We start from the raw sequence: 21,853 nt of genomic DNA, 5'->3' as shown, positions 1-21,853 counted from the left end.
CATATCTGGATTACAAGAGTCCAAATCAATATGAGGCTGACATGGCTAACTTACAAAAAGCGGCTTAACTGGGTTGTGTGATTTTGGTTGACCACGTCAGTTGCGGCTTTTTTGTGGGGCGGTGGTTTTATTGTTGGCTCGATAGGTATCTCTTCCCATCATCTTTGGCTGCTGTACTTGGGCTACGGCGTACTCGGCGGCTTCGGGCTTGGGCAAGATTATGATGGTTAATCAAATGCCAGCCATCAAGAACGGACAGTCTGTTATGGCTATTGGTGTTGAAGTTTCTGAATAACTAAGCTGGTGGTGCAGTTACAGTGGTGATCTAATTAACCTACTCAAACAAATAAATGCTAAAGTTATTTCACAAAATTGTGATTAGGGAATGATATGGACTTTCTTTTTAATGTTTTGATTTGGGTAGGCGTGGTTATTTTTGCCATATTTTTTATTGGATTTATGGCCGCTGCTAAGCTGAATAAACGCCAAGAAGAAAACCGCGCCAATCAGACGTCTGCAGAGCCTACTCGTGAAGGCGAAAAGCCGAGTAACCAAAATAAAAGTTAACCTTTCGTTCTTTGTAAAACGTCAACGTTAAATAAAAACGTTCACATTTATTCACCCCTTTATATCAGTTCCCCCGTTTAGTGAAAAAAGGGGGAACATTATGCAAACAACAATTTTACCAAACGCCAACCCAAAGCACTTAACACACCAAAGTGTACTACCGTTTGAAAAAGCGCCTTTCGTAAACGAGGTAAGGGCGGTGAAACTCGCTTGAGCCTCGATTACGAACAGTATTTTAGGAATGACTTATTGGTCTAGGTCGTGCGCCCTAAAGGCATTTGGAAGTAACTCACCAATGGTGGTTTCGAATGTCTCGCCATTTTGACTTACCATGGTTACGGGAGTTTCATCTGGGGCAAATTCAGCAATTTTCTGTCTGCATCCACCGCACGGAAAGCAAAACTCGTCGTTCGGGCTCGCAATAACGATATGCGAAATACGTTTTTGTCCCTGTGTGACCATATTGCCAATAGCCGTGGCTTCAGCGCATTGTCCTAATGGAAAAGCAGCACTTTCTACATTACAACCAGAGAAGGTTTCGCCACTTGGAGTAAGCACCGCAGCACCAACTTTAAAGTTGGAATAAGGTGAGTGTGAGTTTTTCTGTGCGTCAAAAGCAAGTTGTGATAGTTGTTCTAAATTATTTTTCTTCATAGCTACCTGTGTTAACCACCCAATACGCTTTACTTTTATCATCAAATGCGAGAAGGTTGGCGGCATTAGCGCCGCAACAAGCGTATACTTAATACTCAGGCGGTTTTTTCTTTTTTTATAGAATGCTTTTTTACCATGTGCAGAAACGTTAGTCTCATCTTTTTTTCTCTATTCGCTGCTATTTTAACCGGTTGTGCGCAAACACCACCGGTTTCAGAAAGACCACAAATGGGAAACCTGCTTTTAGCCGAACCTGCGCCCATTAATCCTCGTTCCGAAATGGCTATTGCTCGTTACAATCAGGTGCTTACCAGCCCTGCGTTATCAGATGAAGACAAAGCTGAACTGCACTTTCAACGAGGCATGTTGTACGACAGCGTGGGCCTATCGGGCTTAGCGCAGTTTGATTACACCCAAGCCATTAATTTAAAGCCAGATTTGGCTGAAGCCTATAATTCTATGGGTATTCACTATATTCAGCAGAACGACTTTATTCAGGCTTACGACGCATTCGACTCCACGCTGGAAATCAACCCAGAGTATGATTTCGCGTTCCTAAATCGCGGTATTGCGCTTTATTACGGTGGGCGCGCCGAACTCGCGACCAACGATCTAAACCGCTTTTTTGAAAAAGATGACAGCGATCCATTTCGCGCTCTGTGGGCGTACTTTGCGCATCACGACGTGTCAGAGCTTGAAGGACAAAAATACTTAGCTTCTATTCGACCAACGCTGGACAACCAGCACTGGGCTACTACGCTGGTGGATTTGTTTTTAGGTACTGTTGATGAGAACGATGTACTTAACTCATTGTTAGACGGTGTGAAAAGCCAAAAAGCGTTAACGGACAGGTTGTGTGAAGCGTATTTTTACTTAGGTAAATATCATACCCAGCGCGGCAACAGCGGTATTGCATCAAATTACTTCAAGCTTGCATTAAGCACCAACGTTTTCGATTACGTTGAACACCGCTACGCACGAATGGAACTTAACCGTTTGCGTGAACTAGCTAGCAGCGATTTGGTTAGCGAAGAGTAAACAGCAAGCGTTATGCGAGGCTTATTTTTAGCAGTGTTCGCACTGCTCATAGTTGCGGGCGATAGCGGACGCTATGTCCCGCAGCTAATTGCTAATGCAAGCAAGGTGCTTGCGCCGGCAAGCCTAGTGTCAGATAGCGACCCAACTGAAAAGGCGAGCTCTGCTTCAGTAAATACTGCCGACGGCATGGCACAGGACAACGCAGAATTTTCTCTCGACGCTCAAACTTCGGCTAATACCGAACGTTTCAATTATTCTGACTATCACCTTAAACATGATGCACTAGCGCTACTTTGGTTAGCTGCAAAGCAGGGCAGTGAAAATGCACAGGCACGCTTGCTCGGTGAATTTGAGCGTGCGTATAACGCAGGCTTCATTGCTACTGACTATATTGATGAAACCACTGCAATCTATTTTCTAGAGAAGCTAGTTAATCTTGAAAACGCAGACGCTGCATGGCTGCTGTACCAAATATTAGGTGAAGAAGGTGCGTCACAGCGCTTTATGCGCTTAGCGGCGCTCGGCGAGGTCGCAGAAGCACAGCTTGCGTTTGCAATGTCTACCGATTCGCCAGAAAAACGTGAGAAGTGGCTGGTACGCGCGGCTTCACAAAACTACGTACCCGCACAGGCTGCATTGGCCGATTGGTATCTTCTACACGGGCAACAACAATTAGCGAAACCGCTGCTCGCAGCAACGGCAACCTTAGACATGCAGAGTGCATTTAAGTATGCTCGCCTTCTGTGGGACGAAGGGGAATTTTCTGAGGCCAAGCAGCATTTTAGCTTTGCCGCGAAGAAAGGGCATCTTCAAGCTGAAAAAGCCTTAGAGGCCATCAATCTCTACACGCCGTATTCTATAGAGCAAGCACTAAAGCAGTCTCCTTCATTTAACTGGGAGAATGAAGGGAAATGCCTTCAGCGTATACAGCCTTTTGCTACCAGTTTAGCTACTATCATGCGTGCTCACAGTCTTTATAACTCATTCAATAACGACCAGCGTCTGCAGAACCTTTCTATTTGCCTGGCTCCGCCTATTTGGCTTAAACCCGATGCACTCAGCTGCGATCCGGATTATAAGAATGCTGGGATCTTAGGCTGTAGTATTACTCCTTTGGCAAGCATTGCGAAAAAGCAGAAATTTAGTCATGCAGTAGTAGTGGCAGAGCAGGGTAAGGCAAATGTCCAAAACGGCGTAATGTACTTAGACATCAGTGACGCTTATTCAGTGTTTGTTCATGAGCTAGCGCACTTCGCAGGCTTCGCTGACGAATATCCTATTGGCAAGGGCATGGCGAATAGGCTGTGCGATGAAGATGGAATAAGCGATTTTGCACCACCAAACCTAATCGTAGATTCTGAGTACTGGTATGCACCTCACAAAACGGTCGAAAATTGGCTTGAGATAGATCCTGCAACTATTATTGCACGCGCCAAAACGTGCACCGTATTGGGGAAAAACAGCTATAAGCCCAGTCGCAGAATTACCTTTATGGAACATCACGATAGCGGCGTGATCCCGCCTTTATATTTGGTACTGTGGCAGCAGCAGCTGGAAAAACAAAATGCCCAGCGACCTATTTCAATGAATTTTTTCCAGGCGTTCCACAATAGCGGCAACCAAAAAGAAGCCGCACACTGGTTAGCTGAATACGAAGCGTTTACTGGTGGCAAATAACCGCAGCTCTCATTACTAAAACAATGCACTCGCCACTATTTGGCGAGTGTATCTTTAAGCTCTCTTACCCACATAGACGTTGCACCACAAATTGCTACGGGCATAACGATAAAGTTAACCACGGGAATAAGTGAGAATATATTCACCATCATTCCGAACGTCATCGCTTTCCCTTTGTGTTCGCCAAGGTGCAGGCGCATGCGCGTAAAATCTATTTTGTGGTTGTCGTATGGATAATCGCAGTACTGAATTGCCATCATCCAGGCGTTAAATAAGAACCACAAGACTTGCCCAATAATGGGCAGGAAAAAGAACAATAACAAAAAACCAATAGCGCGAGGTACATACCAGATAAGCTTGGTGAGTTCGCGGCCTACTGTTCGAGGAATGTCTTTAACTAAAGACATCACGCCCTCGTCACCTAAATCTTGACCCGTTAAGTGACGCTCAACCTTTTCAGATAAAGCACCGTTAAACGGCGCTGCAATCCAGTTTGCGAGTGTACCAAAGATCAGTGCGAAAATGAGCAATACGCTGATGACTGCTAGGGGCCACAAGAAAAAGCTGATCGCTGTTTTTATCCAGCCTAACCATTCAGGTACAAGATCAATCACATAAGCGATACCCATTTCTATTTGGCCAAATAAGAAGTAAAAAGCCACAGAAAAAAGCACTAAGTTTATTGTTAGGGGTACAAAAACAAAACGCTTTAATCCTTTGGTTTTTATGAGCGAAAAGCCTTCAAAGAAATAATGTACACCGCCTGAACTCATTCGTACTCCTTCGCGTTTGAAACGCTGTGTTTGTTAACTATCTGCTCTATCATACGCGCTTGGCGTATTCTCTGCCTAACTCAGTGAAATGGTAATTGTTACAAGCTGTTAGATTTGGTAGAGTCGGAGCATAATAACAAAAGAATCTTCCGTGTGATTGCATCATTTCTACATCAACTGCTATTTCAGCCGATGGTTAGCTGGTTTCTGGCTAATATCAAGGCGATACCGCGTGCAGCTTTGTGTTTAAGAGGGATGATGTGTGAGGCTTAAAAAGATTAAGCTCGCGGGTTTCAAGTCCTTTGTTGAGCCAACTACCATTCCATTCCCCGGCGAAATGACCGCCATCGTAGGCCCTAACGGCTGCGGCAAGTCGAATGTCATTGATGCTGTACGTTGGGTTTTAGGTGAAAGTTCTGCCAAAAACTTACGCGGCGATGCAATGACCGACGTGATTTTTAATGGCTCTTCGTCTCGTAAGCCAGTGGGGCAATGTAGCGTTGAACTTGTTTTCGACAACAGTGCAGGGCGGATAGCAGGTGAATTTGCCAACTACAATGAGCTATCTGTTAAACGCTTAGTTACACGGGACGCCACCTCTACCTATTTTCTAAACGGCACTAAATGTCGCCGGCGTGATGTCACCGATCTGTTTTTAGGAACAGGGCTAGGCCCCCGGTCTTACGCCATCATTGAGCAAGGTATGATCTCTCGGCTTATTGAATCTAAGCCACAGGATTTGCGTGTATTCATAGAAGAAGCCGCGGGTATCTCAAAGTACAAAGAGCGCCGCAGAGAGACAGAGAACCGTATAAGGCACACGCAAGATAACCTTGAACGCTTGAATGATGTGCGCGACGAATTAGGCAAGCAGCTCGAAAAATTACAGCGTCAGGCAGCCGCGGCTACTCGTTACAAAACGCTACGTGCACAAGCCAGAGAGCTGAAAGGCCAGTTAGCAGCCCTTCGTTTTCTGAAAAATAGTGAACATATTGAAGCGCTGCAAAAACAGCAGCAATCACTCCAGTTAGAAGTGGATGACTTAGTTGCCCGGCTACAGGGCGACGAAGCTGGGCTTGAGTCGTACAAAACTAAGCAGCTGGAAACAAAACAAACGATAGATGATCTTCAGCAGCAGCTGTTTACTACCAGTAACGCAATAACGCGACTAGAGCAAAATGCGCTGCACGCAAAACAACGCAAAGGTCAGGTAGAGCAAGAGTTAGCACGAATTAGCGAGCAACACGAATTGCTTAACCACTCTATTGATGAGGCACAGGAAGCGCTTGCGGTATCAAACGAGGCGCTTGAAAACATTGAGCCTGAATTTGCCCTTAAGGAAGCAGAGTTAGAGCATGCCAAAGAGCGTTTTGAAGACGCTGAACAAGCGCTAAGAGAATTTAACGCACAAGCGCGAGCGCAAGAACAAACCTACAATCAACTTCGTCAGAATGTTCAGCAATGCCATAGCCAAATTCAGTCAACGATGAGCATGCAGTTACGCACTTCTCAGCGTATCAGCGAACTACAAGACGAGCTAAAACAGCTAGATGAAGAAGATTTTGCCAGTCAGATAACACTTTTAGAAGAGCAATGTAGCGAACTCGATTTTGACATTGATGAAGCTAAGCAATTACTTCAAGAGTCCAATCAAAAGGTGTCGCAGCAACAAGGCGAAGTCAACGCTATAGAAGCGAAGCGCCGTGATGCCCAGGGCCAGTTACAAACTGCACTGTCCACAAAAGATGCGCTAGAAGCGCTTCAACAAGATGCCTCAAATAATGAAGACGTAACGTTAGACGGGATAGAAAAGCTGTGGCAGCAGTTTAGCTCTAACCAAACTCTTGCACCTTGCGTAGAATCGATTTTACAACACGCAAAAGACCCCGTTGTTGCCAAAAGCCATGACATACAGGCATTGCTTCAAAATCACGCTTATTTGCCAAGCGGCATTAAAGTGTTTACCGATAAGGCGTTTGTAAGCACTGCCAGATCGGGTTCATTAGCACACGCTCTATTAACTGAATCTAGCACTAATGAACCGTCAACACAGCGTATTCCCGCATTTTTTAATGACATTTACCTTTGTAGCAACGATGACGAACTTGCGGAAACGATTGAAAGTGCTTTTGTAAGCGTTCTTGATAAAGAAGATGAACCTGAAGGCATAGCCAAGGGGTTTACTAGCGCAATCTCGCCTTCAGGGTTGTGGGCAAGTTCACAGTGGGTAGTGAAACCTGGCGAAGCAAGCGACGGTGCTTTGCAGCGGGCGAACAAAATTAAGGGGCTAGTAGACAGCATTGAAGAAACTGAAAGCCTTATAGATGAGATTGAGCATTCATTAGAGTGCGCCAAACAGGCACTTGAACAGAGCGAAGCGCAAAAGCAGTCTATTCAGAGCGCCTTGGGTGAAAAAGAAAACCAGCGCGCACAGATTAAAAATAAACTTTCTTTGCTTGAAATGCAGCAAGAGCAACAGTCAACACGCACTGCCAAACTTAATGACGAGTTAGCAAAGCAAGAGTTAATGTTAGCGAAAGAAGAAGAGCAACTAGCCCAACTTTCGGAAAAGTTAGAGCTTCAAGAGGCACAAATACTTGAACACGAAGTGCACATTGACGATGTGAACGCTAAGCGTGATGCAAATGAGCGAACTACATCAGAACTACGCGCGTTAGTTGATACATTAACATCGCAAAATCATGAGCTTGCACTTAAGAAGCAACAATTAGAGAACCATCAGAATTTATACAGTCAACAGGTTACGCGTAACCTTCAGCAGCGTGAAGAGTACATAAAAAACAAAGAAAGATTACAAAAAGAACTTACACAGCTGACGTCTCCTGAAGAAATTCAAGAAGCAGAGCTTCAGTCGCTGTTGGAAAACAAAGCGGAATTAGAACAACTGAAAAGTGCTAAGCAAAGTAGTCTTGAAGATATAGAGCAGTGGTTGCGAGAAGCCGAAAAAGGGCATCAAGCTCTGGGTAAAGACATTCAAACGCGACAGGCAAACATCGATAAACTTAATATCGATATTGAAGGCTACCGGGTACGTGCGAATACGATTTTAGAACAGCTTGATGAAACGCAGCAGTCGCTGAAGAGCATTCTAGAAACCTTACCTGAAGATGCCGAAGAGAAGCGCTGGCAAGAAGACCTTGAAAAAACGCAGGCTAATTTGCAGTGCTTAGGTGCAGTGAACTTAGCCGCAGTTGAAGAGTATGAAACCCAGTCGGAAAGAAAGTCACATTTAGATACACAGCACAACGACCTTACTGAAGCCTTGGAAACGCTACAGTCGGCCATTCGTAAAATTGATAAAGAAACCCGCACGCGCTTTTCTACCACCTTTGAACAGGTTAACGAAGACCTTAAAACGTTATTTCCCAAAGTGTTTGGGGGCGGTTCGGCGTATCTTGCGCTTACCGATGACGATTTGTTAGAAACTGGGGTGACGATAATGGCTCGCCCCCCTGGTAAGAAAAATAGTACGATTCACCTCTTAAGCGGTGGAGAAAAAGCACTAACCGCTTTATCATTGGTGTTTGCTATTTTCAGATTAAATCCGGCTCCATTTTGTTTGCTGGATGAAGTAGATGCACCATTGGATGATGCAAATGTAGGGCGCTTTTGTAACTTAGTGTCAGAAATGTCACAAACAGTGCAGTTTATTTATATCACCCACAATAAAATAGCGATGGAAATGGCCAGTCACCTCACCGGTGTTACCATGGCGGAACCGGGAGTTTCGCGCATGGTGGCGGTAGATGTGGACGAGGCTGTAGCCTTCGCAGAAGCATAACAAAGGGCGAAAGAAATTAAATGGAAGATCAATTACGTCTATTTTTACTCCTTGGAGGCACGGTTTTTATCATCGCAGTGCTTGCCCATGGTATTTGGAAAATTCGTAAAAACAGTAAGCCTTCGGAAAAAGAGCGCTTAGAGCCCCGTCAGTGGCAAGATGATGACAATGATTTCGAGTCTGACGAGCAAGAAGGCTTTGACGAGCTTGGCATTGGCGCGGTGCGCGTGGTTAGCAAATCACAAAACCAAGAGCATGAGGCTGCAAGCAACGTATCAACGAATACGGCAAATGGCCCTGCACATCACGACATCAATGAAAAACATGCTTACAGCAGCGAAGAAGCTGATGACGACGATAGCTTGTCTCAACATGCCACGTCAAAAGAGCACGGTGATGGAAAAGAGGGCGCACACGGTGAGCATGCGGGTAAACGCCCAAGCAGCGTTGGTAATTCAGCTATGCCGTCTGACGGGAAAGAAGAAGTTGAGAAAGCACCAAAGCTCTATGGCTCTGTGGTTACGAATCCGAAGCCACACATGAAAGGGCAAGCTCGTCCCGACGGCGCATCAACAAAAGGTGCTAACAGGGGCGACGAAAACCTTGCCGCGTTCCCTGAACCTCCAGGCTTCTTACTTCGTGAAGGCGAAGAGCAAGAGGAAACGTCTTTAGCGTCGCATGCTCAGCGTGAAGAAAGCGAACAGCCAAATACTCCAAGTAATCAAGAGAGAGCGGATAACGCGCAATCGCATGACCCAATTCAGAGTCAGGCGGGCGGTCATCAAGAAAGAGGGCGTGCAGAGCCAGTTCGTCCTGCACAGAAGTTTTATATCGACCCAACGCTGGAGGAAGAGCCTGAAACAGTGCAGCCGCCGGCTAAAAACGAAAGAGAAGTTGCTGATTTTAGTTTAGATGCACCCGAAGAGTCTGTTTCATCCAGCGATGTTCATGAAGAAAATGAACAGCCGCGACGTTTTGCACGTAACAAACGAAGCAAAACGCCAGTGAGAAGACGTGAAGAGCCGAATTTTGGTGACGATCAAATGCGTATTGATTTTGACACCAGCGAAGCAGCTAGCGCTGATTTTGGCGATGAAAGCTTTAGTGCTAATGAGTCAGGCAATGATGGTGCTGGAAGTACACCAAAGACCGCTAAGTCGTCGATTGAACCCGAGGTTTTAGTATTAAATGTAAGAACGCCAGAAGGCGAGCCTATCTCAGGCGCGGCGCTACTACCTATGCTATTAACATTAGGGTTTAAATTTGGCGATCAAGACATCTTCCATCGCCACGTAAACTCAAATGGCAAAGGGCCAGTATTGTTTAGCCTTGCTAACATGTTTAAGCCTGGGGTTTTCGATATTGATAACCTAGAGAACTTTGAAACCCAAGGTATTTCACTGTTTATGATATTGCCTATTGAGGGTGACCCTCATCAAGTGTTTAACATGATGCACAATGCAGCCCGCAAATTGGCAGATGAGTTCGGCGCACAGGTACTCGATGGACGCCGAAGCGTATTAACGAAGCAGGGCTTACAGCAATACGTCGAGAAAATTCGTGAGTTCGAGCGCAAGCGTATGATTGCGCGCAGCTAGCGTTAATTTATCACTTGCGCCACAATCTTATGGATTATTCATGTAGGTGCAAAAACAAAAAAGGACTTGGCTCATACCCAGGTCCTTTTCTATTGATTAGGGTCTATTGATCTTTGATGTATAACAAGGGCTAGCAAGCCATAGCATTGTAGCGTGGCTGTTCGTTTCACAACCTGACTGAAATAGATCAGATTTTTGCAGCCCATTTGAAACATACAGCGGCTTGGGCGAATAGGCCTTGGCAACGAATTGTAATACTTTTAACTATTTAAACGGCGTGACAACAACTCCATGTCAGATTCTTTAGAACAAGCAAAGCAACAAATAGCAACACTTCGCAACACACTTAATGAGTACAACTATCAGTACTATGTGATGGATGACCCTTCGGTTCCTGATGCAGTATATGATAGAGATATGCAGGCGCTTATTGCGCTAGAAAAACAATATCCTACGCTTCAAAGCCCGAATTCTCCCAGTCAAAAAGTAGGGGGCGCAGCGTTATCGGCCTTTGAACAAGTTACCCATGATGTTCCTATGCTGTCGCTGGATAACGCCTTTGATGAAGAATCACTGCTTGCCTTCGAAAAACGTTTAAAAGACAGACTAAAAGATTCGGCAACGTTAGATTTTAGCTGCGAACCCAAGCTAGATGGTTTAGCGGTAAGTATTCTGTATGAAAATGGCGAATTAGTGCGTGCTGCCACCCGTGGTGACGGCCAGGTAGGCGAGAATATCACGGCTAACGTGCGTACCATTTCTAATGTGCCGTTAACGCTTCGTGGTGAGCATTATCCTGAGCGCGTAGAAGTGCGCGGTGAAGTGTTTATGCCTCGTGAGGGCTTTGCAAAACTTAACGAACATCAAAAAGAAACGGGTGGTAAGGTTTTTGCGAACCCTCGTAATGCTGCGGCTGGCAGTTTACGACAGTTAGACTCTAAAATTACGGCCAAGCGCCCGCTGATGTTTTATGCTTATTCGCTAGGCGTTGTTCAACCCGAAAGTTTTGAACTGCCCACAACACACAGCGAGCGCCTTAAGCAGTTGGGTAATTGGGGGCTGCCGCTGTGCCCTGATATTGACACCGCCGAGGGCGGTAAGGGCTGCTTGGCATACTACAACCACATTTTGGAAAAGCGCGATAATTTGCCGTATGACATCGATGGCGTTGTGTTTAAGGTCAACCGTATTGACCTGCAAAATGCCCTTGGATTTGTGGCTCGAGCGCCTCGCTGGGCCATTGCGCAGAAGTTTCCTGCGCAAGAAGAAGTGACTAAGTTACTGGACGTTGAGTTTCAGGTAGGAAGGACTGGTGCGATCACGCCGGTTGCCCGCTTAGAGCCTGTGTTCGTAGGTGGAGTAACAGTATCGAATGCCACACTTCACAATCAGGACGAAATTTCCAGATTAGGCGTTAAAGTTGGCGACACCGTGGTAATTCGACGTGCGGGTGACGTAATTCCTCAAGTGGTATCTGTGGTAGAAGCTAATCGCACAGGTAGCGAAACTGACATTACCTTCCCAAGCCAATGCCCAGTGTGTGACTCGCAGGTTGAGAAACTAGAAGACGAAGCGGTTGCCCGTTGCACCGGTGGGTTAATTTGTGCAGCACAACGCAAGCAGGCGCTTAAGCATTTTGCTTCGCGTAAAGCATTCGATATTGATGGTCTGGGCGACAAGTTAGTCGATCAGTTAGTTGACGCTGATCTTGTGCATAGTCCCGCCGACTTTTTCACGCTTTCGTTAGGCGATGTTGTTGGGCTGGAACGCATGGCTGAAAAGTCTGCCAGTAAGCTACTGGCATCGCTTGAAGCTTCTAAGCAAACAACGCTTGCCAAGTTCCTATACGCATTGGGGATCCGTGAGGTTGGCGAAGCTACTGCGGCAAACTTGGCTGCGCACTTCGAAACCTTGGAGGCTATTCGCGAGGCGTCGCTTGAAGCACTGGTTGAAGTCCAAGACGTTGGTGAAGTGGTGGCTACCCACATTTTCAATTTCTTTAACGAGTCACACAATACCGATGTTATTGATGCGCTGTTAAAAGAAGGAATTAACTGGCCTGCTATTGAAAAGCCAGATTCGGATAATTTGCCTCTTGAAGGCAAAACATGCGTTATTACAGGTACGCTCAGCGAAATGGGGCGTTCTGACGCGAAAGCACGTTTGCAGTTACTTGGTGCAAAAGTGGCAGGCTCGGTAAGTAAGAATACCGACTTCCTAGTTGCAGGAGAAAAAGCGGGTTCCAAGCTAACCAAAGCACAAGAGCTAGATGTGGAGGTATGGGACGAAGCTGCGCTTATCGCTTTTTTATCAGAGCATGAAAAGTAGCCTGTCTGGCTTAAATTCAATAACAGAACTCGGCGTAATGGTTTTCCTGAATAAATTAACGCCGAACTCATATTGATTGTTACCAATAAAAAACGCCACTTCATAGAAGTGGCGTTTTTTGTAATTCTTGCTCTGTCTTTTACGGCGTACTTTGTACTGAACGTTGTAAGGGGCTTGAGAAAAGGTAAATATTTCTACAAACCCTCAAGTGTAGGGCTCTCACGCTAGTGGGCTTCTTGATTCCGCATTTGTCTGCGTCTTTCCCAGGCTTTTTTCACTTGAAAGCGCCAAACCCAGTTTAAAGAGAAATAACCCGCTAGACCAAACACAACCGAGCAAATTCCACACCCGACTAAAAATGCAGGGCCAATGGTATTAATGCTTTCTACAACCCACTGCCAACTAAACTGAAATTCAAAATGCTCAGGCTTGGTCCCAAGTACAGTAGTACCAACCTTGTAAGCCCCATAGAATATAGGCGGAATAGTAAATGGGTTAGTCACCCAAACAGTTGCAACAGATAAGGGCAGGTTTGCTCGAAATGGAATAGCTAAACCGGCAGAAAGCCACATTTGAAACGGTACCGGCCAAAACGCGAAAAATAAACCTATGCCAAATGCACCAGATGCAGAACGACGGTTTAAGTGCCAAAGATTAGGCTCGTGCAATACGCTACCAAAAATTTTTAAAGCTTTGTTTTGCTTAATGCTTTGGTGATCTGGCAAAAAACGTCGGATAAATTTCTTAGGCATAAATATCAATGCATCTCGAAAATAAAATCAAAAAAGACAGAAAAAATAACAGTAAACGGAATTGCGCAACATGAATTTGCACCATCCACATTCACTCACTGTCAATTGCTACGTGAAAACATGGTCAATCGTATCACAATTTGCTTAAGCTGTTTTTGCGCTAGCGCAATAAGTGCAGTTTTCTGGCAAAAACTTCCAAGTACTCACAGCATGGCATTGATGATTGCCATTTTAATAATATCTGTGACTATCATTATATTCATTTTGACGACAAAACCCGCTGAACATCATGCATTTCCAGAGGTGCTGCTATGTTGGGCAGTGAGCGGGCTGCTGTCTGGAGTACTTTGGGTGGCGAGTGTAGGGCATTTTTACTACGCTTGGCAACTGCCCCAAGGGAAAATTCAACAAGATGTCACAATTTCAGGTCGAGTTGTGTCGGGGGGATGTGTCTTCGGCACAGCTAGGGTGCTGGAAGCAACTTATCACTATGTTGTCGCTATTGAGTCTGTCAACCGTGAAAGCACCGCGACATTTCTAGACAAGGGTATACTTTCCCCCTTGCCTAAGCGTGTTTTAACTAGCACGTTTAATTTCAAAGCTCGTCTTACTCACCAACGTTATGAATTCCCAAATGATCGAAAAAGCGAAGGCTTAGCTAACAAGAAAATCGCATATGCTCAACAGGGAACTATAGGCGTGCGGCCTCAATCAGTTTCTCCGTCTCAGGTGAAATTAAATTGTTTGCACAACGGCGATACCTTCACCGCAATTGTAAAACTTAAACCTGCATACGGTACGGCTAATCCTGTTGGAGCTAGCCGACAACAGCAGTTGGTTAGCCAATTTATTCATGCAACTGGCTATATTAAGTCAATAGAGCAAAATAAAACAAAACATAATCACTCAGTGCGTTATGGACTTGCTACAACATTGCAGAAGCTAGACCTTGTTCATGAAAAATGGTGGCGCGCATTGCTGCTAGGGGATAAAACGGGCTTTACGTTGGGTGATTGGACGCTGTTACAACGCACCGGCACTGGGCACATATTTAGTATATCAGGCATGCATCTATCACTTATCGCTGGGGTCTGCTTGTTGTTTTTTAACCCAGTTATATTTTTACTCACGCATGTTACTAGCCTATTAGGCAGAGCGAAATATTGGTTAGTACGTTCAGCCTCCATCAACTATCCGGCAACAGGTCGAAAGAACAGAGAGCTGCAAATAAGTAAGATGTTTGAAACCAGCGCGCCAATTAGAGCCTCTGTGCTTTGTGTGCTTGTCGCTGCTTGTTTTTGTTACGCGTTGCTTAGTGGAAGCGCATTGCCGGTTGTGCGTGCGCTGATACTGGTAACTATGGGGAGCGTGCTGTCTCTTTCTCGACATGCATGGCGGCCAGTAAATGTTGCGTTGACAATGCTTACTTTGAGCTTGTTGCTGTTTCCTCTTTCTATACTAAGCGCTAGCTTTTACTTGAGCATAGGGGCTGTACTGTGCATTTGGTTTTTAGTTGTTGTTTGGGGGCTACAGCGAGCACCCTGGTATGTGTCTTTGTTTAAACTACAAGTAGCGCTTACCGTAATAATGATGCCCCTAACCCTAATATGGTTTGGTAGCGCCAGTTTTGTTGCAGTTGTTACCAACTTAATCGCCTTGCCCGTAATAACGTTACTTTTACCTATTTGTTTAATTTCGTTGTTAGTCCTTCATTTTGCTGAGTTGCCTTTCGCACAACAAGTTACGGGCATGCTTATGCATTACAGTGATGTGTGTTTAGGGTATTTGTTATCGCTTTTGAACGTTCTTAGTCAGTTTTCTGGGAGCGCTATCAATTTTTACGTAAGTAGTGGTGCGGGACTTTGTCTAATTGTCGCTTTTTTTATTTTTCTTTTGCCAACATGGCGGTACAAAGCTATCTGTGTAGCGCTTCTCTTGCTCCCATCGCTAAGCATTTTTCAAAAGTGGTTACTTACCAATGAATCGATATGGGCGCTGCATGTATTTGATGCGGGCCAGGCCAGTGCTATTGCAGTGACTGCGGGAGGTCGGGCTATGATTATTGATTCTGGTGCTCAGTTTAATGGCAATGCTCATACTGCAACGAAACACCTGTTACCTTTTTTGGAAAGTAGGCATATTTCAAATATAGATGTTGTAGTTCATACGCATAGTGACAACGATCATGCAGGTGGGGCATTAGCCATTGGACAACACGCCTTAGCTAAAACAGCCACTTTCTACACACCAACATTAGGTTGTGAGCGAGGAAAGCGTATACGCTGGCAGAACTTAACAATCAATTTTCTATGGCCGCCAAATGGCAACAAAGAAGACAACAATGCCATGTCGTGTGTGGTTAAAATAACAAGCGACGCTGGTAGCGTGTTAATTCCTGGTGACATTGAGAAAACAAGTGAGTACGCGTTGATAACCCGTGAAATCATGGATGGTTTTTCAGAGGGGGCTTCATTGGATACTTTAGCGAGTTTTACAAATCTAAGTGCCGACATTCTTATTGCGCCGCATCACGGAAGCAAAACATCTTCTACTAATGTTTTTATAGAACACGTTGCACCGAAAGCTGTGATCTTTACGCAAGGTTATGAGAATCGATGGCAGTTTCCTGCGTATGTTGTGGCTAAACGTTACGAGCGTTTGGGCGTAACGCAATATTTAACAAGCTATCACGGATATATAAGCGCAACCTTCGATAAGAATTCTTTCCATATAGATTCCCAACGTGGAACGTTGAATAAACGCTGGTATTTACCAGGCATTACACCGCGACACCTCAAAGACTAAGTAATATCGCCAAATGACAGAAATATTAGCTTGTAACGAAACGAAGATGTACACGAATACCTTTAAATAGGTATGAAGTGGCCACACATTATTCACTTAGTTGGTAGACTAACCAATTTTGCCGCTATATTAGTGAATTAGAGCGAGAACGAGTACAATACTTCCAACGCGTTTTTGTTAACGTTTCAAACAGGTTAAAAAAACTACATGCAACAAGCCGACAACTCGGATTATCAAATTAAGCGCTTTTTACAGTATCTTAAAGCGTATAAAGTGCCTTTCGTTTTTGCCATCATCGGTATGATTGGTTATTCCGCGGTAGATACCTTCGTATTTTCCCAGCTTCAGCCAATGATTGACGAATCACTGGGAAAAAACGACCATGACTATCTACGTCTAGCCGCATATGCGATTGTGCCGCTCTTTTTGTTACGGGGTGTTTTCAACTTTTTAGGTAGTTACACGCTAAGCTGGATTGGTGCTCAGGTGGTAATGCGCATGCGCCAGCAGTTGTTTGAAAAATACATTCATCTTCCAGTGGCATTTCACGATAATCATGCGGTTGGCGGGCTTATCAGTAAAGTCACCTACGATACAGAGCAAGTGGCTAATGCATCTGGTAAGGCGCTGCTAACATTGGTGAGGGAAGGCGCACTGGTCATCGGTTTGCTGTGTGTCATGTTCTATTACTCATGGCAGCTTTCTCTCATATTTCTTTTAATTGGCCCGATTGTGGCAGTGATTGTTTCTATCGTTAGTAAGCGTTTTCGCGTTGTAAGTAAAAACATTCAACAATCAATGGGCAACCTAACATCGTCGGTAGAGCAAGCGGTGAAAGGTCACAAAGTTGTGATCATGTTTGGCGGTCAAGAAATAGAGCAAAAGCGTTTCGAGCAGAAAAACAATCACAACCGTCAACAGTCAATGAAGTTGAATGTCACTTCTATTTTGAGTGTGTCTTCAATACAGGTAATAGCGTCAATTGCCCTTGCAGTCGTTCTGTTTATTGCCAGCACGCCTGGTATGCTTGAAAAGCTTACTGCAGGTGTATTTATCAATGTGGTCTTTTGCATGGTAATGCTGCTGAAGCCCCTTAAACAGCTCACTACCATTAATAACCAATTTCAAAAAGGTATGGCAGCCTGCGCCAGTATTTTTGAAATTCTTGATGAAGCAGACGAAGAAGATAAAGGGAAAACCAAAGTAGAGCGCGCAACAGGAAAAATTGAATTTGACGACGTTACGTTCTCTTATCCAGGAAAACAGACGCCCGCGTTATCTAATGTGAGCTTTATCGCAAACCCTGGGCAGTCGATTGCTTTGGTAGGGCGCTCGGGAAGTGGTAAATCAACCATCTCGTCGCTGCTTACACGCTTTTACGTCCCGCAAGAAGGTGAAATTCGCTTGGATGACACGGCGCTCAACGATATTGATCTTAAAGATCTGCGAGCGCAGTTTGCCGTGGTATCGCAAAACGTTACGCTATTTAACGATACCATAGCTAACAATATTGCTTATGGTGCGCGCCAAAACGTATCACGTAAAGACATCGAGAATGCGGCAAAGATGGCGCATGTTGAGGAGTTCTTATCAAACTTGCCTGATGGGTTAGATACGATTATTGGTGAAAACGGCTTAATGCTTTCGGGTGGTCAACGTCAGCGTATTGCCATTGCAAGGGCAATACTTGCCGAAGCGCCCATACTTATTCTTGACGAAGCGACATCTGCCCTTGATACAGAATCTGAGCGTTTGATCCAAGACGCATTAGAAACGCTGCAAAAACGATGCACCAGCATTGTTGTGGCGCACCGCTTGTCTACCATCGAAAACGCAGATTGCATTATGGTAGTGGAGCAGGGGCGCATTATTGAAAAAGGTAAACACAACGAATTGCTTGAAAAAGGTGGTCACTACGCGCAACTGCACGCGTTGCAATTTGGTGAGACTAAGTGAGTCAATCACAAAGTAAAACCAAGCACGATAAATGGTATTTCGGCCATCCTTTTGTGTGGCTGCTCTCACCATTTGCGCTGCTGTTCTACTTTATTTCGGCAATTCGCCGGTTACTTTTTAAAATTGGAATCAAAAAGGTCTTTAAGGCTAATGCTCCCGTGATTGTCGTTGGCAACATATCAGTGGGCGGCAACGGCAAAACGCCAGTCGTATTAGCTTTAGCCGATTATTACCAGAAGCAGGGCATTAAGGTCGGCATTTTAAGTCGGGGCTATGGCGCTAAATCACCAGAATACCCGCGATTAGTGAAAGGCGAAGATGATGCGTCTGAGGTGGGAGACGAACCTCGTTTACTGACCATTAGAAGCCAGTGCGACGTTGTTATCGATCCAGTCCGCGCACGTGGAGCCGCGTTCTTAAGTGACGAATTACACTGTGATTTAATTATTTGTGATGACGGTCTTCAACATTACGCGCTTCATCGCGATGTTGAAATTGTAGTGATGGACGACAGAAAAGTAGGCAGTGGTTATTTGCTGCCGATGGGGCCCCTTCGCGAAGGACAATGGCGCCTTGGTACCGTTGATGCGCTAATACATAATAGCCGTTCGATGCCGACATTTAGCCATGCTGTAGCGCCTCAATATTTAATGACCTTAGTAGCAGGGGACTTCACCTCTGTTTCAAACAGAGTAAGAACCAGTCCCCTTGATGAGATACAAAAAGTGCCGTGCAGCGCAATTGCTGGAATAGGTTCACCTCAGCGTTTTTTCTCTCAGCTTAAAGAAATGGGTATCCAGCTTTCTTCGGCTACACCGCTGGCGGATCACCATGCGATCACACGGTCAGACATACCGAATGGCAGAGTGTTAATGACAGAAAAAGACGCCGTTAAAGCTGCACCTTTTGCTCATAACGACTGCTGGTTTTTACCTGTTACCGCGCATTTAGCGCCAGACTTTTTTAATTTAGTAAATGTGAAACTTGCCAAGGCAGGTTTGAAGATCAACCATGACGGACAGGAATAATAACAATGGCCTTTGATAAAAAGCTTTTAGAAGTTTTGGCTTGCCCAGTGTGTAAGGGAAAATTAGTTCTGAGTGATGATAGCACCCAGTTAGTGTGTCGATTTGATAGATTGGCTTTCGATATTAAAGATGGCATCCCTGTACTTATCGAAAGTAAAGCAACAGCATTGTCGTTAGACGATGTTGACGCAACACGGTAATAAAACGTTAAACTAAGTGGTAAATAAGGGCGAAATAAAGTTATGTCATTTACAGTTGTGATCCCTGCTCGATACGGCTCAAGTCGGTTTCCTGGCAAACCCTTAGCGCTTATTGACGGAAAGCCGATGATTCAACATGTGGTTGAACGTGCTAAAGAAGCTGGAGCCGATAACGTCATTGTTGCCACGGACGATGAACGTATTCAAAACGTTGTGCTTGGTTTTGCTCAAGTATGCATGACGTCTGTCAACCACCAATCTGGAACAGAGCGCATTGCCGAGGTTATCGAAAAAGAAGGCATTGCGAGTTCTACTATTGTGGTTAACGTACAGGGGGATGAGCCATTTATTCCCGCCGAAAACATCAGGCAGGTTGCAGATAATCTTGCCAATGCGCCTCAGTGTCAGATGGCTACGTTATCTACGCCTATTGAAAGTGTTGAGGATGTGTTTAACCCCAATATCGTTAAGGTATTGGTAAACGAAAAGGGTGAGTCTATCTATTTTTCACGTTCTCCTATTCCTTTTGAACGCGATCACATGATGGCAAAGCCGCAATCTGCAAATACGTCGCTGTACAAACGCCATATAGGTATTTATGCCTATCGTGCTGAATACGTTAAGCAATATGTTGCTTATGCGCCTAGCTCTCTGGAGCAAATTGAATCCTTAGAACAGCTTCGAGCCATATGGTATGGCGATAAGATTCACTGTGAGGTGGCGATAGCGCCACCGCCAGTTGGAATTGATACCCCAGAAGATCTAGAACGTCTTTTAAAGACTATAAGTTAATAAGAAATGAGTGCTGAAATAGGGCTGACGCTTTGTAGTAAATTAGCAACAAGCCTTATCTAAACAGCCAGTTCTTGTAAAAGGTGAGTGAAACCTTTTAAACGCATACACATAGTAACAAGGGAACCGTTATGAACGTAGTTATTACCGGTGGCAACAGAGGCATAGGCCTTGCGCTTACCAAGCAATATAAAGCACGTGGTGCGAAAGTTTATGCTACCTGTCGAAACAGTTGCGACGAGCTAAACAGTGCAGGTGTGACAATCATCAAAGGTGTGGACGTATCCCAACCAGAAATGTTGGCTGAAAAGCTTGCACCTTTAATGGATGTTAACATCGATTTGCTCATTAATAATGCCGGAGTGCTCGGACGCGAGAGTATTGACGATTGGGATCCAAATACCATCGATTATCAATTTAGGGTTAATGCATTAGGTCCATTGTTAGTTACTCAAACACTATTACCGGCAATGGCAAATGACGGTAAAATTGCCATGATTACCAGTCGCATGGGTTCAATGGCAGACAATGGGTCAGGCGGCTACTATGGCTACCGAATGTCCAAAGCCGCACTAAACGCGGCGGGAGTGTCCATGGCGAATGATCTGAAACCCAAGGGGATTGCAGTAGGTATTTTCCATCCTGGATTCGTTCAAACAGAAATGGTGAATGGAGCGGGAGATATTGATGCTGATACCTGTGCTGAGCGTTTGTCACAACGCATAGATGAGCTAAATGTATCTAACGCAGGTCGCTTCATCCATTCAAATGGTGACGAGTTGCCTTGGTAGGTTTAATGTTGGCTTGCCACAAACTCAATCAATAATGCATCACACCAAGAGAGCGCTTACGAAAAGCGCTCTTTTACTTTTAACTACACCTGTCTTTAACTGTACGTGTCTTTAACTACACGTGTTCTTAACTACATGATTCCAACGCGCCTTAGCTTTTTAGCGCGTTAAATCATACGTATCAATGATTTGCTTAATAGACCCGTCTTTTAAACGAGCGCTAAGGGCTTGGTTAAACTCTGGAAATAGTGATGCGCACTTAGATTTGGCGGAGATAGCAAAATGTACATTGTTTGAAGATATAGGTGACTGGCTTATTCGCATGCCGTCATTTTCTGGGTCGTTCAAGTGGCTTAGTGCTGCGCTTTGTGGTGAAACTGCGTAGTCAGCGCGATGTCGACGCATCATTTCATACATTTTGTCGTGGTCTTTAACTTCGATAATATTCAAGTTTGATTTAATGCTATCGAATTTTTCACCTAAGCTTATTCCTCGAGGCATCACACCAATATATTGCGCGAGTGCGTTAAGCGAAAGGTCGGTACCTCGCGTTTGAGAAAGTGAAGGAGAGAGCACAACGTAAACCTCTTCTGCTGCAAACGGTGCGGTGATAAGCCATTTTCGACTACGAGCTTCGTTCCAATAGTTTCCCGCCAAAATATCAAGCTCGCCCGCGTCGAGTTTGGATTCTATTCGTTTCCAAGGTAGCCCGGTTTCTATCTTTAGTGTGACACCTAAATCCCGTGCTAGCAGGGTTAGAACGTCAAATGCTATCCCCGTAGCTTTCAACCTTCCTTCAAACTCGTTAAATGCGTAGGGAAACCACTGTTGTGCTCCCGCGGTGTGTAAAGTCTTACACTCTGTACTGGCAAGTGCACGAGGGTTGAATACAAAAGTCAAAATGAGCAATATGCCAAACGACAAGATGTGGCGGGAACAGTGTTTCAGTTTGGAGTAGGGTAACATTGCCATATTTTATTCACGTACCACAGAAGATGGCGTTGATAGTTTTACTTGTTTAATTGTGTATAGGGGGTTCTAGGGATTTTCCCCTCTAAAGTAACATAGAACGCTACAGGTATTATATTATAT

General features: G+C 44.8%; 17 protein-coding genes. 13 read left to right on the top strand and 4 right to left on the bottom strand.

Translation table 11 applies throughout. The annotated features are described in order from the left end of the window. The first annotated feature begins 87 nt into the window (after positions 1-87). Together BIZ39_RS16265 and BIZ39_RS16260 are read left to right on the top strand one after the other, a co-directional pair. On the top strand, positions 88-231 hold the full coding sequence (locus BIZ39_RS16265) for a hypothetical protein (RefSeq protein ID WP_187447470.1): 144 nt from the start codon (positions 88-90) through the stop codon (positions 229-231). A 159-nt stretch (positions 232-390) separates the two neighbouring features. Beyond that, a complete protein-coding gene (locus tag BIZ39_RS16260) occupies positions 391-567 on the top strand; it encodes a hypothetical protein (protein ID WP_014979255.1) in 177 nt (58 codons plus the stop codon). A 246-nt stretch (positions 568-813) separates the two neighbouring features. Here BIZ39_RS16260 and cdd read toward each other — a convergent pair whose 3' ends face one another. Beyond that, positions 814-1,221, bottom strand: a complete 408-nt coding sequence (cdd, locus tag BIZ39_RS16255) for a cytidine deaminase (RefSeq protein ID WP_316248261.1) — start codon at positions 1,219-1,221, stop codon at positions 814-816. A 135-nt stretch (positions 1,222-1,356) separates the two neighbouring features. On the opposite strand from cdd, the gene nlpI reads away from it, so the two are divergent. Beyond that, positions 1,357-2,259, top strand: coding sequence for a lipoprotein NlpI (gene nlpI, locus BIZ39_RS16250; protein WP_187447467.1), 903 nt, complete (start codon positions 1,357-1,359; stop codon positions 2,257-2,259). Positions 2,260-2,271: 12 nt separating this feature from the next. Beyond that, entirely contained in the window at positions 2,272-3,936 is a 1,665-nt protein-coding gene (locus tag BIZ39_RS16245) for a sel1 repeat family protein (protein ID WP_187447466.1), read from the top strand. Positions 3,937-3,971: 35 nt separating this feature from the next. Here the strand turns inward: BIZ39_RS16245 and cysZ are convergent, their stop codons facing one another. Further along, positions 3,972-4,709, bottom strand: coding sequence for a sulfate transporter CysZ (cysZ, locus tag BIZ39_RS16240; protein WP_187447465.1), 738 nt, complete (start codon positions 4,707-4,709; stop codon positions 3,972-3,974). 262 nt (positions 4,710-4,971) lie between these two features. Between cysZ and smc the strand changes: the two genes are divergently transcribed. The 3 genes from smc (at position 4,972) to ligA (ending at position 12,437) form a co-directional block, all read left to right on the top strand. Beyond that, entirely contained in the window at positions 4,972-8,511 is a 3,540-nt protein-coding gene (gene smc, locus BIZ39_RS16235; RefSeq protein ID WP_187447464.1) for a chromosome segregation protein SMC, read from the top strand. A gap of 20 nt (positions 8,512-8,531) precedes the next feature. Continuing rightward, complete coding sequence (zipA, locus tag BIZ39_RS16230) at positions 8,532-10,109, top strand: cell division protein ZipA (protein ID WP_187447463.1); 1,578 nt, start codon at positions 8,532-8,534, stop codon at positions 10,107-10,109. A gap of 291 nt (positions 10,110-10,400) precedes the next feature. Then, positions 10,401-12,437, top strand: coding sequence for an NAD-dependent DNA ligase LigA (ligA, locus tag BIZ39_RS16225; RefSeq protein ID WP_187447462.1), 2,037 nt, complete (start codon positions 10,401-10,403; stop codon positions 12,435-12,437). Between the two features lie 224 nt (positions 12,438-12,661). On the opposite strand, the gene BIZ39_RS16220 is transcribed toward ligA, so the two are convergent. Then, the gene (locus BIZ39_RS16220; RefSeq protein WP_014949426.1) at positions 12,662-13,189 is read right to left on the bottom strand and encodes a DUF2062 domain-containing protein; all 528 of its coding nucleotides are present in this window, start codon (positions 13,187-13,189) and stop codon (positions 12,662-12,664) included. Positions 13,190-13,399: 210 nt separating this feature from the next. On the opposite strand from BIZ39_RS16220, the gene BIZ39_RS16215 reads away from it, so the two are divergent. The 6 genes from BIZ39_RS16215 (at position 13,400) to BIZ39_RS16190 (ending at position 20,761) form a co-directional block, all read left to right on the top strand. Then, a complete protein-coding gene (locus tag BIZ39_RS16215; protein ID WP_187447469.1) occupies positions 13,400-15,994 on the top strand; it encodes a DNA internalization-related competence protein ComEC/Rec2 in 2,595 nt (864 codons plus the stop codon). 207 nt (positions 15,995-16,201) lie between these two features. Continuing rightward, complete coding sequence (gene msbA / locus BIZ39_RS16210) at positions 16,202-17,950, top strand: lipid A export permease/ATP-binding protein MsbA (protein WP_110289632.1); 1,749 nt, start codon at positions 16,202-16,204, stop codon at positions 17,948-17,950. Beyond that, a complete protein-coding gene (gene lpxK / locus BIZ39_RS16205) occupies positions 17,947-18,978 on the top strand; it encodes a tetraacyldisaccharide 4'-kinase (protein WP_187447461.1) in 1,032 nt (343 codons plus the stop codon). Before msbA ends, lpxK begins: the two co-directional genes overlap by 4 nt. A 5-nt stretch (positions 18,979-18,983) precedes the next feature. Further along, positions 18,984-19,178: a Trm112 family protein gene (locus BIZ39_RS16200; protein ID WP_014949430.1), complete on the top strand. Its 195-nt coding sequence runs from the start codon at positions 18,984-18,986 to the stop codon at positions 19,176-19,178. A 42-nt stretch (positions 19,179-19,220) separates the two neighbouring features. Then, complete coding sequence (gene kdsB / locus BIZ39_RS16195) at positions 19,221-19,970, top strand: 3-deoxy-manno-octulosonate cytidylyltransferase (RefSeq protein ID WP_187447460.1); 750 nt, start codon at positions 19,221-19,223, stop codon at positions 19,968-19,970. A gap of 131 nt (positions 19,971-20,101) precedes the next feature. Next, complete coding sequence (locus BIZ39_RS16190) at positions 20,102-20,761, top strand: SDR family oxidoreductase (RefSeq protein WP_014976529.1); 660 nt, start codon at positions 20,102-20,104, stop codon at positions 20,759-20,761. A gap of 159 nt (positions 20,762-20,920) precedes the next feature. Here BIZ39_RS16190 and BIZ39_RS16185 read toward each other — a convergent pair whose 3' ends face one another. Further along, a complete protein-coding gene (locus BIZ39_RS16185) occupies positions 20,921-21,733 on the bottom strand; it encodes a substrate-binding periplasmic protein (RefSeq protein WP_187447459.1) in 813 nt (270 codons plus the stop codon). Positions 21,734-21,853 lie beyond the last annotated feature (120 nt).

Source organism: Alteromonas sp. BZK5 (assembly GCF_014349115.1).
GTDB classification, from domain to species: domain Bacteria; phylum Pseudomonadota; class Gammaproteobacteria; order Enterobacterales; family Alteromonadaceae; genus Alteromonas; species Alteromonas macleodii.
Note: the sequence above shows the minus strand (reverse complement) of the source record. Positions and strands in the feature narration are given on the sequence as shown.

What these genes read in the sequence shown, in the direction of transcription:
- BIZ39_RS16190 (WP_014976529.1), top strand. Translation starts at nt 20,102, where the DNA reads ATGAACGTAGTTATTACCGGTGGCAACAGAGGCATAGGCCTTGCGCTT.
- BIZ39_RS16245 (WP_187447466.1), top strand. Translation starts at nt 2,272, where the DNA reads ATGCGAGGCTTATTTTTAGCAGTGTTCGCACTGCTCATAGTTGCGGGC.
- kdsB (WP_187447460.1), top strand. Translation starts at nt 19,221, where the DNA reads ATGTCATTTACAGTTGTGATCCCTGCTCGATACGGCTCAAGTCGGTTT.
- nlpI (WP_187447467.1), top strand. Translation starts at nt 1,357, where the DNA reads ATGTGCAGAAACGTTAGTCTCATCTTTTTTTCTCTATTCGCTGCTATT.
- msbA (WP_110289632.1), top strand. Translation starts at nt 16,202, where the DNA reads ATGCAACAAGCCGACAACTCGGATTATCAAATTAAGCGCTTTTTACAG.
- zipA (WP_187447463.1), top strand. Translation starts at nt 8,532, where the DNA reads ATGGAAGATCAATTACGTCTATTTTTACTCCTTGGAGGCACGGTTTTT.
- ligA (WP_187447462.1), top strand. Translation starts at nt 10,401, where the DNA reads ATGTCAGATTCTTTAGAACAAGCAAAGCAACAAATAGCAACACTTCGC.
- cysZ (WP_187447465.1), bottom strand. Translation starts at nt 4,709, where the DNA reads ATGAGTTCAGGCGGTGTACATTATTTCTTTGAAGGCTTTTCGCTCATA.
- BIZ39_RS16260 (WP_014979255.1), top strand. Translation starts at nt 391, where the DNA reads ATGGACTTTCTTTTTAATGTTTTGATTTGGGTAGGCGTGGTTATTTTT.
- BIZ39_RS16220 (WP_014949426.1), bottom strand. Translation starts at nt 13,189, where the DNA reads ATGCCTAAGAAATTTATCCGACGTTTTTTGCCAGATCACCAAAGCATT.
- cdd (WP_316248261.1), bottom strand. Translation starts at nt 1,221, where the DNA reads ATGAAGAAAAATAATTTAGAACAACTATCACAACTTGCTTTTGACGCA.
- BIZ39_RS16215 (WP_187447469.1), top strand. Translation starts at nt 13,400, where the DNA reads ATGGCATTGATGATTGCCATTTTAATAATATCTGTGACTATCATTATA.
- BIZ39_RS16185 (WP_187447459.1), bottom strand. Translation starts at nt 21,733, where the DNA reads ATGGCAATGTTACCCTACTCCAAACTGAAACACTGTTCCCGCCACATC.
- BIZ39_RS16200 (WP_014949430.1), top strand. Translation starts at nt 18,984, where the DNA reads ATGGCCTTTGATAAAAAGCTTTTAGAAGTTTTGGCTTGCCCAGTGTGT.